The sequence below is a fragment of the Gimesia maris genome, from assembly GCF_008298035.1.
Classification (GTDB): Bacteria; Planctomycetota; Planctomycetia; order Planctomycetales; family Planctomycetaceae; genus Gimesia; species Gimesia maris.
Genome location: NZ_CP042910.1, coordinates 1,264,551 through 1,280,626 on the forward strand (window position 1 = coordinate 1,264,551; position 16,076 = coordinate 1,280,626).

At 50.6% G+C, this 16,076-nt stretch carries 12 protein-coding genes; 6 read left to right on the forward strand and 6 right to left on the reverse strand.

The window, feature by feature from the left end:
* Positions 1–16: 16 nt before the first annotated feature.
* The 5 genes from GmarT_RS04840 to GmarT_RS04860 form a co-directional block, all read right to left on the reverse strand.
* Positions 17–2,467: a PPC domain-containing protein gene (locus GmarT_RS04840; protein WP_002646438.1), complete on the reverse strand. Its 2,451-nt coding sequence runs from the start codon at positions 2,465–2,467 to the stop codon at positions 17–19.
* Between the two features lie 125 nt (positions 2,468–2,592).
* A complete protein-coding gene (locus GmarT_RS04845) occupies positions 2,593–3,891 on the reverse strand; it encodes a DUF1501 domain-containing protein (RefSeq protein ID WP_002646436.1) in 1,299 nt (432 codons plus the stop codon).
* 428 nt (positions 3,892–4,319) lie between these two features.
* On the reverse strand, positions 4,320–6,227 hold the full coding sequence (locus GmarT_RS04850; protein ID WP_002646435.1) for a CRTAC1 family protein: 1,908 nt from the start codon (positions 6,225–6,227) through the stop codon (positions 4,320–4,322).
* Between the two features lie 66 nt (positions 6,228–6,293).
* Positions 6,294–9,107, reverse strand: a complete 2,814-nt coding sequence (locus tag GmarT_RS04855; protein ID WP_002646434.1) for a tetratricopeptide repeat protein — start codon at positions 9,105–9,107, stop codon at positions 6,294–6,296.
* A 149-nt stretch (positions 9,108–9,256) separates the two neighbouring features.
* A complete protein-coding gene (locus tag GmarT_RS04860; RefSeq protein WP_002646433.1) occupies positions 9,257–9,655 on the reverse strand; it encodes a hypothetical protein in 399 nt (132 codons plus the stop codon).
* Positions 9,656–10,014: 359 nt separating this feature from the next.
* Here GmarT_RS04860 and GmarT_RS04865 point away from each other — a divergent pair, with 359 nt between their 5' ends.
* From GmarT_RS04865 to GmarT_RS04890, 6 genes are all read left to right on the forward strand, one after another.
* On the forward strand, positions 10,015–10,995 hold the full coding sequence (locus tag GmarT_RS04865; protein ID WP_044237859.1) for a lysophospholipid acyltransferase family protein: 981 nt from the start codon (positions 10,015–10,017) through the stop codon (positions 10,993–10,995).
* 127 nt (positions 10,996–11,122) lie between these two features.
* Positions 11,123–11,437, forward strand: coding sequence for a Rieske (2Fe-2S) protein (locus GmarT_RS04870; protein WP_002646431.1), 315 nt, complete (start codon positions 11,123–11,125; stop codon positions 11,435–11,437).
* A 28-nt stretch (positions 11,438–11,465) separates the two neighbouring features.
* Entirely contained in the window at positions 11,466–12,119 is a 654-nt protein-coding gene (locus tag GmarT_RS04875) for an HAD family hydrolase (protein WP_002646430.1), read from the forward strand.
* A gap of 352 nt (positions 12,120–12,471) precedes the next feature.
* Positions 12,472–12,690, forward strand: coding sequence for a hypothetical protein (locus GmarT_RS04880; RefSeq protein WP_002646429.1), 219 nt, complete (start codon positions 12,472–12,474; stop codon positions 12,688–12,690).
* Positions 12,690–13,247: a hypothetical protein gene (locus tag GmarT_RS04885; RefSeq protein ID WP_002646428.1), complete on the forward strand. Its 558-nt coding sequence runs from the start codon at positions 12,690–12,692 to the stop codon at positions 13,245–13,247. Before GmarT_RS04880 ends, GmarT_RS04885 begins: the two co-directional genes overlap by 1 nt.
* A 136-nt stretch (positions 13,248–13,383) precedes the next feature.
* Complete coding sequence (locus tag GmarT_RS04890) at positions 13,384–14,742, forward strand: glycerate kinase type-2 family protein (RefSeq protein WP_002646427.1); 1,359 nt, start codon at positions 13,384–13,386, stop codon at positions 14,740–14,742.
* Positions 14,743–14,770: 28 nt separating this feature from the next.
* Here the strand turns inward: GmarT_RS04890 and GmarT_RS04895 are convergent, their stop codons facing one another.
* Complete coding sequence (locus tag GmarT_RS04895; protein ID WP_002646426.1) at positions 14,771–16,066, reverse strand: HD-GYP domain-containing protein; 1,296 nt, start codon at positions 16,064–16,066, stop codon at positions 14,771–14,773.
* Positions 16,067–16,076: the final 10 nt, after the last annotated feature.

Below are 16,076 nucleotides of genomic sequence, written 5' to 3' on the forward strand. Positions count from 1 at the left end.
CAATTTACAATCCGATTTATTTCGTACCGGATTCAAGTCGTTTCTGTGCTTCGAGCCTGAGCTGTTCCAGTCTGGTTAACCGCTTGGGAGCTTCCTTTTTCGGTTCTTCTTTTTTCGCAACCGTGGTCGGTTTGGCCGGCTCCTCTTTCTTGGGAGGTGCTGGTTTATCAATTCGCAATTCGGTGCGACCCGTCGTATGCACAACGGTCTCCCCGTTGATTGGAATTTCTACCTGACAGAACAGACTCTTGTGCCGTCCCTGAGGAGAAGCCGGATCGGTTTTCACTTTGAAGACCAGTTCTTTACTCTCTTTATTGAAAGTAATATCTTCAGTTGTCACTTTCGGAGGCAAGCCGACCAGCTTGATCTTGGCATCACCAGCGAACGGGTTCTTCATATTGACTTTGCAGAGGATCTCAGTTTCCTGACCCTGTTCGACTGCTGTCCGTGCCAGTTCAAGATCCACAAATGAATCTGCCACTTCCAAGGGAGCCAGTTGAGAAGAAACCCAGGCATTGCCGCCGACGTTAGCAGAACCGATGACAAAGATCTTCCATTTTTTCATTTCGGCTTTGCTATTGGCATTGATCGGGTAGAAGGCCTCATTCTTTCCCTTGGGAATGGTAACCCGACTGGAAGCACCTACTCCTGGTGGACGGAAGGGGAATTGCAGTGTAATCGGTTCATCAAAGCCTTCTTTGCGGGTTGCCACCACTTTCAACTGCATGGAGCCATTTCGAGTCAGTGGTGCTTTCGGTTCGACAATATCCAATTTGAAGGGGAGTTCTTCCACAACAACTACGGGGATCTGAGCTACATCTTTCAGCCATAACAGCTGATTATTGCGGACACGCACCAGGTCAGCCCGGTTTGTGAAAACTCCTGAAATATTCTTTTTGGGGTCAACATGCTGTCCTTTAAGTTCAATCAATTCGCCTCCAATGGGGGCATCAGCGGCGGCTTCGAATACAACAGGCATTGTTGTCAGGTTAGCCGCCATAGGCTCAGCAACAACCTTGATTCCTTTAGGGAAGTTAGAAGTATCGAGGGCAATTTCGCCAGAGAAGTTGCTTCGCTTGGCACTGACGATAGCGGCAAAACGATTACCACGAGCCACAACAATTCGCTGACGTTCCTGTGAATAGCGGGCATTGCGGGGAATTCCCAGTTCCAGTTCGGGTGATACAGGCAGCATCTCGATCCGGTAAACAAAATCTTCACCGCCACGGGAGAGATGGTCTGTGATGGAAATAGCGTATTCACCGTCAGCCGGGAATTTGTAGCGGAAGTAACTGTCCGGTCCACGGGAATCGTCGTTTCCGCCGAGCCGCTGCGATTTCGCATTGTACAAATTTACGACAGGATCCAGTGGCGAACGAATGCGACGTGCATAACATTCGATTTCCAGAGTCTGGTCTTTTTTGGCCTGGAATTTGAAGAAGTCGATATCGCCTTCTTTTTCAATGATTCCGTTGAAGGCATTGGGTAACGCAGCAGCGGATGCCGATTTGAGATCGTTATTGGGTTCCTGTTCCATAGAGTTACCATGGGGGAACAGGCGAAAAACATTTCCGGAAGGTGCGCTTCCCCCCGCATCTGAGGCAAACACTTCGAATTCTGCATCCGGTTTATCGGGGAGCTGGAATTCCTGAACCAGGTTATTGATCGTATTGCCTTTGAAGGTGACCTGTTGCTTTGTTCCCAGCTGGCCACCCGCCGGATAGACGGCTGTAGGGCGCGGGTAAGTTCCCACATGCAGTCGGTAGAAAGCGGCACCGTTTCCACCATAAGAACTGTCGCGAACGAGAATTGTGTATTTCCCGTCTTCAGGAGCAACGACAGAAATGGCCGCATCATTTCGCAGCAGAGGCAGGTCGTCTTCTGCTTTGAGTTCAAAGCGTTTTTCATCCAGAATGGCGATGTAGGGGTCAAACAAAGTAGTCGCCAGGCGAATGCCTTCAATTTCCGCAGAGATTCGCTGACCTTTTTTGGCATTGACGACATAATGGTCCACATCTTCGTTCTGAACAATACCAGTGACAGTGTGATTCAGTTCGATGGGCTGGGGTGTTTCGAACTCACTGTTGGGTTCTTTTTCTTCGACTTCAGGGAATTGTCCGACCCAGAATGTTTTGTAGTCGGAGACACCGCTTTTAGTGCGAACCTGAAATGTATGTTCGCCCAGAGCACAGTCAGGGGCAATCTTGACGATAGCGGTACAGACATTTGCGTTTTTAGGATTCGCCTGGATGTCTTTGAATTCAAAGCCTTTTTTATAGGACAGAATTTCGACTGCGTCAGAAAGTCGGGCTCCGATGAAGGTAAGACTGACTTCTGTTCCACGTTGACCTCCCCGTGGACGAACGTAATTCAACCCCGGATCAGCAGCCCATGCTGGAGCAGCGAGCAGTAAGCCCAGAGCGATAGTCAAAATTCCGGTGCAAACAGACCTGTACTTCTGCAGCATCACGGTTCCCCCCTTGGAATGTAGATGTTCGAGAATCAGTTTTTATTTCCGTTTGAATATGAATGTCAGCATGAGAACGGGAGTCCTCATGCTAACAATTCAGATTCGATTTACCTGTCTGACTTCTAAACCAGCAGGTCTTTGACGACTTTACCGCCGTCGACAATCTCAATAGGACGATCGCCGGGAGCCATCAGTTCTTTATCAGCGACAATCCCCATACAGTGGTAAATGGTGGTTGCCCAGTCCATTACAGACAGTGGGTTGTCTTCGGGTTCGCTGGCAATCGCATCTGATGAACCGTAGACGTTTCCACCTTTAATTCCGCCACCAGCCATGACGACACTGAAGACTTTAGGCCAGTGGTCACGTCCGGCAGTTCCGTTGATTTTGGGAGTACGTCCGAATTCACTACAGACACAGACCAGGGTGCTGTCGAGTAATCCGCGATCGTAGAGATCTGTAATCAATGTTGAAAATGCCTGATCGAACGAAGGCACGTTGCGTTCGATACCGGTCTGAATCCGGTCGTGCATGTCCCAGCCACCGTAAGTCATGGTGACGAAACGTGCTCCGGCTTCTACCAGACGACGAGACAGCAGCATGCGGGCACCCGCCTGATTGCGTCCGTAGGCGTCTCTGACTTTGGCGTCTTCTTTATCCAGGTCAAAGGCTTCCTGTGATGCTTTGGAAGAGACCATGTCATAGGCCTGCTTGTAGAAAGTATCGACGGCGTCGAGTGAGTCAGCTTTTTCTTTCGAGACAAAGTGCTCGTTGACAGCACTCAGCAGAGAACGACGGCGGGTAAACCGGTTGTTGTCCACACCACCAGGCAGGTTCAGGTCCCGAACTTTGAAGCCGTTGGAAGCAGGGTCTGCACCTACGCTGAAAGGAGCGAAAGAGGAACTCAAATAGCCGGTCCCTGCGAACTCATTTGGTTGATTGGGAATACAGACATATTGTGGCATGCTGTTTTTAGGACCAAATTCATGAGTCACAACACTTCCCATACTGGGGAACTGCAGGGCGGGGCTGGGACGATATCCGGTGAACATATTATGTGTTCCCCGCTCGTGTGCTGCTTCGCCGTGAGACATGGAACGGCAGACAGTCAGCTTATCCATGATCTTAGCGGTTTTCGCCAGCTTCTCATTGAAGCGAACACCGGCAACATTGGTATCGATTGATCCCATGGGGCCACGATACTCGACAGGAGCATAAGGTTTGGGGTCCCAGGTTTCCTGATGGGCAGCACCACCGGGGAGGTAGATGAAGATAACCGATTTGGCAGTACCCTCTTTTGATTCGTATTTTTTGATTTCTGCCTGGGCACTTTTCATACGGAGAAAGTCAGGCAGAGTCAGACCGATTCCACCTGCAAAACCAACATGCAAAAAATCGCGACGTGATTGTCTCAAGCTCATAGTGAAATCTCCATTTTCGTTTGTGGGGATAATTTGTGTCTGGTTGGTGGCTCTCAAGGGCCAGAGGCTTAACACTTGTAGTCAGGTTTGAGCACTAAATCTTATCAGGTTGGAATATAGCCAGTTCTTACTGGCGGATGGCTCGGATCTTTTCTTCATATGGCCCGAGTTATTTGTCAGGTGATTCTGGCAATGTTTCTAAAAATATCACATTAATCCAGTGGGGGAAGGCATCGTATTCAAACCACCTGGGTGCATTATGCCAGATTCACTCGCTGGAATTCAAGGACAATTTTAAAATCCAGCAATCTAAACATAGCTTGACACCGTATATATCAAACAAAGTTGATGCGATTGTGTCAAGGATTTACTGTCCAGATTCTGCCAAGTCAGGGAAATATCGAACTAACTGCATCGCCGGGATGATGCTATTTTTCTACATGCCCGGATTGCTCTGAAATTCGATACACCTGATCGGGTTTCAGATTTTTCAGAGAAGTCACTTTCCCAGAGGGCCATTTAATGGAAACCGACTCGATTTCCTCATCTTTTCCCAGTCCAAAGGTCACTGGTAATTCGGTTTGCGACAGATAACTTCTGGTAGGCATCACCATCCGTTTTTGGATGCCGGCAGCAGTTTTGATCTCAATCTGTGCTCCCAAAGCATTACGGTGTGAAGCAGCAGGGCTATCCTTGGTCGCTGTTCCTTCACTGAACAGATGAAAGCGGACCCAGTGGTGCCCCGTCTGCTGGTCATTTCTCAGCAGGCGGGGTTTGTTGCCCGTCGTCATGATGACCAGGTCCAGGTCACCATCGGCGTCAATATCCCCAAATGTCGCGCCACGTCCGACCAGTGGTTCGACGAAATCCTTGCCCACCAGCGATTCATCCAGGAGAACAAACTCGGTTGCATACTGAGGACCACAGTTCCAGAAGAGTTGAGGCGGCTGTTTGTAATGCTGTCGCTCCTGAACGATATTGATGTCTTCTTCCAGGTGGCCGTTTGCAGAAAACAGATCCAGGCGCCCATCGAGGTCCGCATCAAAAAAGAAGACGCCAAAGGTCAGCGCCTGTCGTGTCTGTGGTCCCAGTCCGTTCGAAATCGCTTCATCAATGAACTGCATCTCTTTTCCTGGGGAAGTATACAGGGCTGTCATCTCATTGGCGAAGTTCCCGATGGCAATTCCCAGCGTGTCATCGTTTCGAAAATTGGCGATGTCGATGCCCATGGCGCCGCGTGCATTTCCATCCATGTCAAAGGCCACACCCGCGAGTGCCGCCGTTTCGCTGAAGGTTCCATCCTGCTGATTTCGGAACAGCAGATTCTGCACGGTATCATTTGTGATGAAGATATCGAGATATCCATCTTCATCGAAATCGTAAAAGTTCAAACCCAGCGATTTTGCCAGAGGCACACCGGTGCCCGGCGAGAAGACTCTGAGTCCTGCCTGTTCGGTCATATCCTTGAAGGTTCCGTTCCCCTGATTCTGATAGAGCAGGGGATTCACGCCGTTAAAGTTCTGGGGACGACCATAAGCACGAATACCTCCTTTGAGAGTAAAATTCTGCGCGCGGTCGTAAGCGGGGGTCCAGTCCACATAATTGCAGACGAGCAAATCCAGGTCGCCATCCCGGTCATAATCGAACCAGCCACAACTGGTACTCCAGAGATGGTCGGGGCCTCCCACTCCGGCCTGTGCGGTCACGTCTTTGAATCGCGTCCCTTCATTTTTCAGCAGGCGGTTGCTGCCCAGTGACGAGATATATAAGTCAACCAGACCGTCATTGTTATAGTCTCCACAAGCGACTCCCATGCCATATAGTGACAAATTCAGCCCCATGCTTTCGGTGACATCCTGAAATTTTCCCGATCCATCATTCTGGTACAATGCCAGCGAGGGGACCGATTTTTGTTGCTCCCCTGCCTTACTCCAGGGCCAGTTCTGAGATCCCACCAGCAGTAAATCCTGGTCACCATCATTATCGTAATCAAAAAAAGCGGCTCCTCCCCCCATGGTTTCCGGTAACAGCTTTTCACCGGAGGCACCGTTATTATGAACAAAGCGGATGCCGGCAGCTTCTGTAATATCTGTAAATGGGATCTGAGGAAGCGTGATTTCTTCCGTTTTTCGTTGAGCAGGGAGCGCAAGGGGAGTTTCCTTGACGATTTCCTCTGGCTGTTGCATCTGCTTCCAGGCATAAATGCTCCCGCCACAAATAGCAAGGAGCAGGATCACCGAGAAGGAATACCAGAATGCGCGACCGATGGATTCATCATTCTGCTCGGTTTCAATTTCCAGTTCGGGGCTCAGGTCATCAGGGTTCAAATCTGACATGAGTATCACTTTCGTTTATCTAAATTCGGCTCTCCACTCTGTGTGGCAGCGTGGAGAGCCGATACGTCAGGGTTTGACCGTACGGTTTAATGAGTAAATCACGGGTTGCTCTGCTGCGTGGTTGGCTGCAGGATACTTTTCGCGTGCTTTTCGTTCCGCGACTCCCCGTGCGGTATCATCGACTTTATATTTCTGATGCAGCTTCCGATGCTTCTCAGACAGTTCCGGTTGCTTCAACTGATCATAAACCAGAGACAGGCCGTAATGCGCGGTGACATTTTCCGGGTCCAGGGTCAGTGTTTTCTGAAACTGATCGACGGCCTGATTGAGCAGTTGATCGCGCTGTTCCCGGTTTTCTTCCGTGCGGAACCGCTTGGCCTGATCAAACAGGTTTTGACCGAGATCATTGATGACCACGTAGTCTTTACTGAAGTCAAATCCGCGGCGGGTGCGTTCTTCCGTCTGGTCTTCCAGCACACTGCGGAAGTTTTTCTCTGCTTCTTCCAGGTGTCCCTGCTGCTGATTCACCTTGCCACTCAGCCAGGCGAGAGTCCAAGGCGGCGCGGGGGGATTGCTGAAGGAAGCGGTTCGCTTCAGTGCATCAACGGCATCTTCCAGGCGTCCTTCCGTGAAATACACCCGCGCCAGATTCAATGAACCATCGTAACGGTCGAGTCGATCAACCTGCTCAAATGCTTCCGCTGCCTGGCGCAGTTCTGCTTTGCCTTTCAGGAACAGGCCTATACCGTAATCGTTCCAGCGCTGCCAGACCGGGATTTCGACTTCCTTGTTTTTCACTTTCGCAGTCACCCCCTCGATCGGAAACGTAATGGTATCCGAAGCGATGGTTGTGATGGGTAGAGTATTCACATAAGGAACCCCTTTTTCCTTCCAGGAGAGTGTCTGGCCTTTGGCTTCCAGCGATGAAGCCACAAACTGCATGTAATGCGTATCAAATTTACGATACTGCAGTTTTGCTTCGACCGTCACCGGCGCGGTCAGGTCATCGGGCAGAATCAGTTCATAGTGAATGGTCTGGCCGGCGCCCGGCGGCATCTGGTTATTGTACAATGGTACGAAAATATCTTCTGGATTTCGACGGGAGATTCGATTACCGTCGCGGTCAATCACAAAAGCGTTCACGTAATGCGACCAGGGATCTACGGTCCCGTCTTCTTCTCGGGAGCCGCTGCGTCCGATGATTCGATCGCCACTTTTGACCGTCACGTCCAGCCAGATCTCATTGGAGTCGGCGGTGCCCTGGGTAAAGTGATGTCCGACTTTCAAGGTACGCAAAACCGTTTCCAGCAGATACTTGTTACCGGGTTTCAGGGTAGGGACTTCCGGTCGCAGAGGAGCGATCAGTTTACCTTCGATCTTGCCTTCTTCTCGAATGCCAAAAAAATCAACGCGAAGATTGTCTTTCAGGAAGGCCTGATGAATGGCGACTGTTTCCGGGTCATTGCGTAATGCGGCGATGCCGGTATTCGCAGCCGGGAACAGATGATTGTGAACACTGAGTTCTTTCGAGTCATAGAAGTTTCGTGCGCCAAAGTCGTTGGATGGTTTGGCTGGCATGTGACACTTGTTGCAGTTCTCCTGGGCTTTGGGAGGATAGTAAAAACTGCGGGCCCCGTGACCGGACACACCGCTCAACAGAAAGGAATCGTAATGATTCTGCCCGCGGAGGAACTTGTATTGGTTCAGCTCTTCCGGCAGATGCACTTTGTGGCACGTACCACAGAATTCCGTAGATTTGTGAAGATCTTTCAGGAACGTTTTCTTGTGAAACGCCGGTTTGGCTTTCACCAGTTGATTATTCACCCATTGCAGAAAATTATTATCACTGTAAGCAAATGGATAATGGATGGGTTCTTCAATGGTATAGTCGCCGTTGCCACGCACACTGTTGACGTTCGTTATGGCATGGCAGGTCGTGCAGGTAATTCCCGCCTGCGAGGTGATGTGGTTGATATCATCAAAATTGGGATCATCAAAGGCACCGCTGAAGAAGGGGACCGGATCGTGGCAGCCGGCACAGAAGCGGGATGCCTGCAGATTGCCATCACGTTCGAAGGAAACTTTGCGGGTTTCTCTGACCGAAGCGAGATAGGCTGGATTATTAAACGAGCTGAAATGATGCACGCTGTTTTTCCAGTCGGCGTGTGTATCGGGATGACATTTCTGACAATAGTCATCCATCATCATCGCTTCTGCGGGAATGAAGTCACCTGTCGAAGTCCGGGAGAGTGAGGGAAAGAAATATTTCTCACCTGACTTGGGGCCAATCACATTCCATTTGCGGGGATCGGAAGAATGGAACATCAGCATGCCAACCACCATGGCAGTGATGACACCCAGGTAAGCGAGTCCCCCCTTCCACCTGATCTTGGGGCCGACCAGGCGATGCAGCCAGTACATCCAGAGGGCAAACACCGGCGCAATCACGTGACACCAGTAGGTGACCGATCTCGCGGTGGGGTTTTTCAAGTCGAAGGAACCAATGCGTAACAATAAGATTCCGGAAACCAGTACCAGGCAGGAAATAAAGAAGAGGCCATATCCCACGCGGACAGCGCGGCGGTTGAGACGGTTCTTCGTGTTATAAATGTGTACGATGCCAAACAGGATAAAGGGAGCCAGTAACACCAGCCCCAGGATCAGATGCGCGAGAAACATGTACTGGTAGAACCAGTTTTCCAGAGTCTCTCCACTCAGCCAGTCATAGACGGTAATGCTGACCAGGTAGATCGAATTGGCGCCCAGCAATGCCACCATAAAAAAGAGCAGATAGAGAACTTTACGTAATTTCGGTCCGATGGCTTTGCGGACGATACGACGGGGTTTCGCTTCCGCCGTGGAAGAATCGGTGGTTGACATATCGACAAGAGGTCCTGCACTGATTGGCTATGGGTAAAACTTGCAGTAAAAGCGCACTTAATCAAAGCGCAGGCTAAACCGTTGAATGGAACAGTTCGCGCAGGCAAGTTTCATGAAACAACAGAGACGATGTCCCTGTATCCGATGTTTCAGAGGCCAGAGAGTTGGGGAGGACGGTCGATGCGTGCTCGATTCGCTGATGAACAAAGTAATGTGGAGCAGGATACGAGTCTGGTTTGCCGTTGTTCCGACTTCAGCGTTTCGAAGCCGACAGGGCAGGCTGGTTTGAGAACGGTAATCACCAGTACCGGTGCTTCGGGAACAGGATTAGGGCGATGTTTTTGACAGCCGGGACCCGAGCAGGGCATCGCGGGTGGCATCTGTGTGGGCTCTGTGAGCAGATCAGTCACCGAAGTGTCATTTTGACCTGCATGGGACAGATAATCTCCACAGGTCGCCTGGGCGGAATCGAGCGACATCAGATTCGCAGCGCAGACGGCTACTGCAATCAGCAGCAGATGCAACGTAGATGAAGGTCGATAAACCATAGAAATTACAGGAAGAACAAAAAGGGAACTGATTTGAAGATATCTATCACTCTATATGAATATACTCTGTCAGCCGTTCAATTCCGAGCAAAAAATAATTAGTCCGATTCTGTTTTAGCAAAAAACGATTGAATTTGATGCCAGGTGAACAAGGTTCAAGATGGGGCTTGACGTAAAACCCGATTCTGTAGACACTTTTACGACTTTGAGACTGATTCCAGGAATAGAACGGCCTCTCTCTGATTGTAGATCTGAAGAGTTAACGTGAGGCTGCTTCTGGGTTTCAGTTGAAATCGATCCCGTCTGATCTTCAGGAAGAAGCGGGTAATCACAGCAGGGAAGTCTGGGGGAACGATCGCATGATCAATTGGCGCATGGTAAGATACCGACTGGAATATCTGATTTTCCAGACACTGGTTTGTATCGTCAGATCTTTACCGCTGAGAGAATCGGTGAAACTGGCAAAAGGGATGGCGTTTGTGATTCACCGTTGTCTGCCCCGCAAGCTGACTCGTTATCACGTGGCTGCAGCCAATCTGCGGACTGCCTTTGGTGAAGAATGCTCTGATGAGGAAATCGACGAGACGATCTATCAGATGTGGACGCATCTGTTTCGTATGGTTGTGGAAATCATACAACTCCCCCGCAAACTGCATCGAGGCAATATCTTTGATGTACTGGATTTTGATTATCCGCCGGAGCTGATTACGGCACTCTGTTCAGGGAGGCCGGTGATCCTGTTGAGCGGTCATTATGGAAACTGGGAGATCGCGGTTTCCGTCTTCGGGCTGTTTGGTTTTCCGATGGGAGTGGTGGCCCGGGAGCTGGATAATCCATTCCTGAACGAATGGTTTGAAAGATTCCGTCAGCATACCGGTCACCGCGCGATGGCGAAAAAAGGGGGCTATGATGATATGATTGCCACCATTGAACGTCGTGGACATCTGGCACTGCTCGGCGATCAGGATGCAGGCAAACGCGGTTTGTTTGTTGACTTTTTTGGTAAGCCTGCTTCTACTTTCAAATCAATTGCTCTGCTGGCTTTGGAATACCGGGCCTATATCTGTGTCGGCTATGCCCGCCGGCTACCAGATGATTTTGAAAACAATCAGTGGGTCAAGTTCGAAATGGGCTGCGAGCAGCTGATCGACTCAACTCAGTGTACCTCTAAAGATCCGGTGGGAGAAATCACCCAACAGTTTACGACAGCTTTAGAAAATGCCGTACGGAAATCACCCGAACAGTATTTCTGGGTACATCGCCGCTGGAAGAGTGAGCCACGGGTGCGAGCGAAAAAGAAGCGCCAGACTGAAACGATTCAGGAAAAAAAGGCGGCTTGAATTGATTCAGACACTGATCTCCACTACAAACGCAGTCAGAGGTCATTCCACTGAATCGGCAACTCCCTGTTCAGCATAAGACCATTCACAGCGCATTCTGAATCAGACAGCCGACCTGGAGAAACGCATGGGTAAGAAAATACGAATCGCCGACCTGACGACCGTGCCTGAAGGACAGGCGGGTGAGTTTGTCGCGGAAGATCGTATTATTGCCCTGTTTCATGTGGATGGTGCGTATTATGCCATGGACGGTGTCTGTCCACATGCAGGGGGGCCACTGGGTGAAGGGGCGCTGACGGGAAATGTCGTGACGTGTCCCTGGCATGGCTGGCAGTTTGATGTGACGACAGGCAAGCACTGTCTGAATGAACGCCTGTGCCACCCGACCTATCCCGTCCTGGTGGAAGAGGACGGGATTTACATCGAACTTCCGGAGTCATAGTGAATTAAGAAGTGAGTCAGCAGGCGACATGAAATACAAAGCGGTGATCTTTGATTGTGATGGTGTGCTGGTCGACAGTGAAACCCTGGGGAATCGTGTCCTGGCCGAAATGATAACAGACATCGGATTTCCCCTTTCTCCTGAGCAGGCGGTCCAGCAGTTCAAGGGAGGCAAGCTGGCCGATTGTCTGGCGGTCGTCGAAGATCAGATGGATGCGAAGCTACCGGCAGATTTTGCCACTCAGGTCCGTGCACAGATGGCGAAAGTATTTGAAAAAGAACTTCAGGCCATTCAGGGGGTCCGCGAAGCACTGGAAGCGATTCCCGTCACCAAGTGTGTTGCCTCGAACGGCCCCGAAGAGAAGATGGCACTCACCTTGAAAATCACCGATCTGTCCCGCTATTTTGATGGCCGCATTTACTCTGCCTATACGGTGGGAGTCTGGAAACCGGAACCCGATCTGTATCTGTATGCGGCTGACCAGATGGGAGTCCATCCGAATGAGTGTGTGGTCATTGAAGACAGCAAGCTCGGAGTGCAGGCGGCAGTCGCTGCAGGCATCCCGGTACTCGGTTATGCCGACCACAGTTCACCGGTTGAACTGGAATCATTCGGCGCAAAAACCTTTCGCTCCATGTATGAACTGCCAGCCTTACTCGGGCTGCAGTCGTCATTTTCCTGATGAGACGTGCAATCAGGGGCTGCTGCAGCCGGCAAAGATTGCTGTTTGATAATTCACTTCGAAGACTCAATGCGCGGATTACGCCGATCGACTGGTATTTCTTACATTGTCGATTTCAAATTAGTGAAAATGAGGTGACCTTACAGCCGATAAAATCGAAAAAAACTGAACTTTTCTGTCAAGAAGCTAAATTGATTAAGCCGATAATTAACGTGGGGCTGGAGTGAATTCCGGTCTTCTGTTTTGTTCAGCTCAATCAAAATGATACTGGTTTGCAGAGAATTGCCTCTGCCTGACTGCGGATTCAGCCGGTCCAGGAATCATTGAGTTCGATATAGGAAGGATCCTTTCCATGCAACATCGGCTTCGAATTTTTACAGGTGAAGAAGAGACTCTCGAACAGAGTGAGAGCCTGGTCAATGTTCGATTTGGGGAAATTGCAGATGCCCTGGCAGAAGCAGTTTATTATCGTCGTACCTGGGTCTCTGATTTTTCAGAAGACGAAGTAAAGATTCCCTCGGATCTCTACGCGATCTTATCAGCATACAGCCATCTCCGCCCGGGCGCCTGATGGCCAACAGACCTCTCTCGCAGAAGTTTCTCATCGGTGTTCTAGTTACAGCAGGTCTTTACCTGGTCGTAATTGGTGCACAACGATTCTATGAGCATTATCGGGTGAAGCAGATTGCGCTTGAGTTTGTGGACGCTCTGGAAACAGGGAATGAGTCACAGATTCGCGCTCTGCTTACACCTGAAAAAGCCGATCTGGCGAAGAAGTTGAACCAGAAGTCGCACGATGATCCACTGCCTCTTGAATGCCGCGTTCTTGATGTCAAAATGACCTCTTCTACAGCCCAGGTTCGTGTTCAGATTCAGAAAAACGGTTATGCGATCAAGCCGGACATTCATCTTGTCAAAAGCCAGACGGGAGTCTGGAAAGTTTCTGATATCACCCAGGCAAAAGTCGATCCTCTCTGGTATGATCAGGAAGATGAACTGGCCCGGAAAAAACTGACTGAGGAGGGGGTCCCTCCAGCAGAAGTCCAGGGACGTGTGCTTGCAAAAGAACTGGCACGTTCGTTAAATACAACTGTGGAAGACTCGAGCTCGGATCAGGTAGATCCCTGAACGTATTAATTTGCTCCAGCGATTACCAGTCTCGACCAGAGCCTCCCTGTAATTTACCTGCCGTGTCAAAGCACGGAGATACGAAAAGTAATCGGGAAATCAACCGGTCTGCTTTTCTCTTTTATGCGAGGTATTGATGTCGCAGACATCTTCAACTGCTCAGCGTGCTTTACAGATCTGGAAAGCCGGAGTCAGAGCGGTCGACTCAGAAACGCTGGTCTCCCGGTCGATTCAGGTGACAGATCAGGATCTGACGATCTGCGGACACACAATACCTCTGCAGGGCCATGAACGACTGTTGGTAACAGGTGCTGGCAAAGCGGGCAGCGGGATGGCCGCGGGTGTGGAAGCCGCACTGCGAGGTTCAGCGCTGGCTGACAGAACAACCGGCTGGGTGAATGTGCCCGCGGACTGTGTCCGTCCGCTTTCAAAGATTCATCTCTATCCGGCGCGACCTGCAAGCCTGAATGAACCAACAGTGGAAGGCGTATATGGTGCCCGCCAGATCCTGCAGAAAATGTCGAATCTCCAACCGGATGATATCTGTATTGTGCTGATCTCGGGAGGGGGGAGTGCATTGCTGCCGGCCCCACTGCCGCCAGTGACTCTGGAAGACAAACAACTGGTAACACGGTTGCTGATGTCATCGGGAGCAACCATTCAGGAATTGAACTGTGTCCGCAAACAGATCTCCGCTGTGAAAGGGGGACGGCTGGCTCAAGCGGCTGGCTACCGACAACTGTTTGCCTTGATTATTTCAGATATTGTCGGTGACCCGCTCGATCTGATTGCTTCCGGTCCGACTGTAGCCGATGAATCAACGACACAGGATGCATTACAGGTTCTGCAGCGGTTTGTATCCGACCCCGCTCAGATTCCCGAAAGTGTCTGGAGTGTCTTAAAGTCAGAGCAGACGCCCGCACACTCTCAAAAGCCGGTCAGATGTGCGACGGTGTTTAATCATATTATTGGCAGTAATGCAACCGCGGTGGAGGCGGCATCAGAACAGGCTCTGGCGCTGGGGTATGAAGTGTATTCCCTTGGTTCGGCAAACGAAGGGACTGCCGCTGATAGCGGCGTGGAACTGGCCGAACTCTGTATGCAGTTGCAGGCGGGGACAGGACCGGTACATCGGCCTGCGTGTATTCTCAGCGGCGGGGAACCGGTTGTCGATTTATCATCATCGCCCCATCCGGGAAAGGGGGGCCGCAATCAGGAACTGGTACTGGCTGCCATGCAGCGTCTCTGGGATGAAGCGATTTCCGGGTTCTGCATTCTCTCGGGAGGCACTGATGGAGAAGATGGCCCTACTGATGCAGCCGGTGGAATTCTGGATGAGTTCAGCCTGAAACGCGCTCATGAGTTGAAACTGGACCCTGCGCTGTATTTACGGGACCATAATGCATATCCCTTTCTGGCGGCTACAGACGGGCTTCTGAAAACAGGTGCCACGCAGACTAACGTGATGGATCTGCGGGTGGCTCTTGTCGATTGAAAAAGCTGCGTGCCGACTGACTTCTCAGTTACAGGCAGAGAGCCTCGAGTTCCGCGTGGGGAATTGCGCGAATGACGCGCAGATCATCGTGTTCCTGCAGGTTGAATATTTGCGTTTTTCCATCGGGGTGCAATACGCTGACCACTGGTGCATCGTATTGCTGACGATTAGTTCGAAGTACCGTAGCCAATTGTCCCTGATTCAATTCGACAGCGGATCCCACAGGGTAAAGCGAGATGGACTGTAATAATGCGCGGACCGCGCTGCTGTCGAAGATTCCACGTGAGGCGCCGTAGATCAACTGTTCTACCGCCTGGTAAGGATGGACTTCTGCATTGGCTGCAGCCAGAGAAACCAGGGAAATGAATTCATCTGCTACAGCGGCGATTTTTGCAAACGGGTGGATTTGATTTTGTTTCTGGCCACGTGGATATCCGGAACCATCACAGCGTTCATGAATCTGATAAGCCACCATTCGTGAGATCATGGAGAACTCATTCGATTCGCTGAGTAGATTGTAAGTGATGACAGGGTGTTTTCTGAGTTCCAGACTGTCGATGGGCCGGGATGGCAGATGTCCTACGATGCCGCTGGTATTAATTTTGACCATGCCGGTGTCGTGGACCAGGCAACCGATACAGAGTTGTGATAAATGTTCTCGCTGCAGACCGAGTTGCGTACCCATCGCCATTGCCAGGCTCGACATCTGCAGGCCATGTCTGCAGAAATTTCCCAGCGCGACAGGCGTAATTCCTTCCAGGACGAACAGATCCATGTCCTGCATCATTTGTGAGAAAGAACTGTTTGTCACTGATTGAATTTGTGACAAACTGATTCGCGAAGCGCCCAGGATCTGTTTGTAAATATCATCTGTCACTTTTGTCAGTACGGCGAATTCTTTTCGATACTCGGTTTGTAATGTGGGAGAGTAAGCGGTTGTTGCGGGCGGAGTCACTTCATGTAAAAAGGACTGGGATTGAATCTGCCAGGGAGAATTGGTTCGTTTTGTCTCGTCAGCCTGTCGGTTTTTTAACTTTTGACTCTGCAACCGCAGGGAAGCAGTAGAACCGGAAGACTGGTTTTCTCCGGGAGCCAGCGTCAGGTTTGACAGATCCCGTTCATGAACCCGCACGCTGCGAATGCCGCGTTTTTTCAGGTTCTGAATGGTCGTTTTGGTGATACTTTTCCCGCTGGCCAGCAGCAGGATGTTCTTTTCACTTTCCGCGTCGTAAATGGGTGCCTGTAATTTGACGCCCATTCTCAAGCGGTCAATATTCAGCGCGCTGTAGGGGCTGGATTTCTGTTTGATAATTCTGGCAACCATAGTGTGAGAC

Bases quoted from the DNA above. Each gene is read 5' to 3' on its own strand.
- GmarT_RS04860 (WP_002646433.1), bottom strand. From the start codon at position 9,655: ATGGTTTATCGACCTTCATCTACGTTGCATCTGCTGCTGATTGCAGTA.
- GmarT_RS04870 (WP_002646431.1), top strand. From the start codon at position 11,123: ATGGGTAAGAAAATACGAATCGCCGACCTGACGACCGTGCCTGAAGGA.
- GmarT_RS04885 (WP_002646428.1), top strand. From the start codon at position 12,690: ATGGCCAACAGACCTCTCTCGCAGAAGTTTCTCATCGGTGTTCTAGTT.
- GmarT_RS04875 (WP_002646430.1), top strand. From the start codon at position 11,466: ATGAAATACAAAGCGGTGATCTTTGATTGTGATGGTGTGCTGGTCGAC.
- GmarT_RS04865 (WP_044237859.1), top strand. From the start codon at position 10,015: ATGATCAATTGGCGCATGGTAAGATACCGACTGGAATATCTGATTTTC.
- GmarT_RS04845 (WP_002646436.1), bottom strand. From the start codon at position 3,891: ATGAGCTTGAGACAATCACGTCGCGATTTTTTGCATGTTGGTTTTGCA.
- GmarT_RS04890 (WP_002646427.1), top strand. From the start codon at position 13,384: ATGTCGCAGACATCTTCAACTGCTCAGCGTGCTTTACAGATCTGGAAA.
- GmarT_RS04840 (WP_002646438.1), bottom strand. From the start codon at position 2,467: ATGCTGCAGAAGTACAGGTCTGTTTGCACCGGAATTTTGACTATCGCT.
- GmarT_RS04880 (WP_002646429.1), top strand. From the start codon at position 12,472: ATGCAACATCGGCTTCGAATTTTTACAGGTGAAGAAGAGACTCTCGAA.
- GmarT_RS04850 (WP_002646435.1), bottom strand. From the start codon at position 6,227: ATGTCAGATTTGAACCCTGATGACCTGAGCCCCGAACTGGAAATTGAA.
- GmarT_RS04855 (WP_002646434.1), bottom strand. From the start codon at position 9,107: ATGTCAACCACCGATTCTTCCACGGCGGAAGCGAAACCCCGTCGTATC.
- GmarT_RS04895 (WP_002646426.1), bottom strand. From the start codon at position 16,066: ATGGTTGCCAGAATTATCAAACAGAAATCCAGCCCCTACAGCGCGCTG.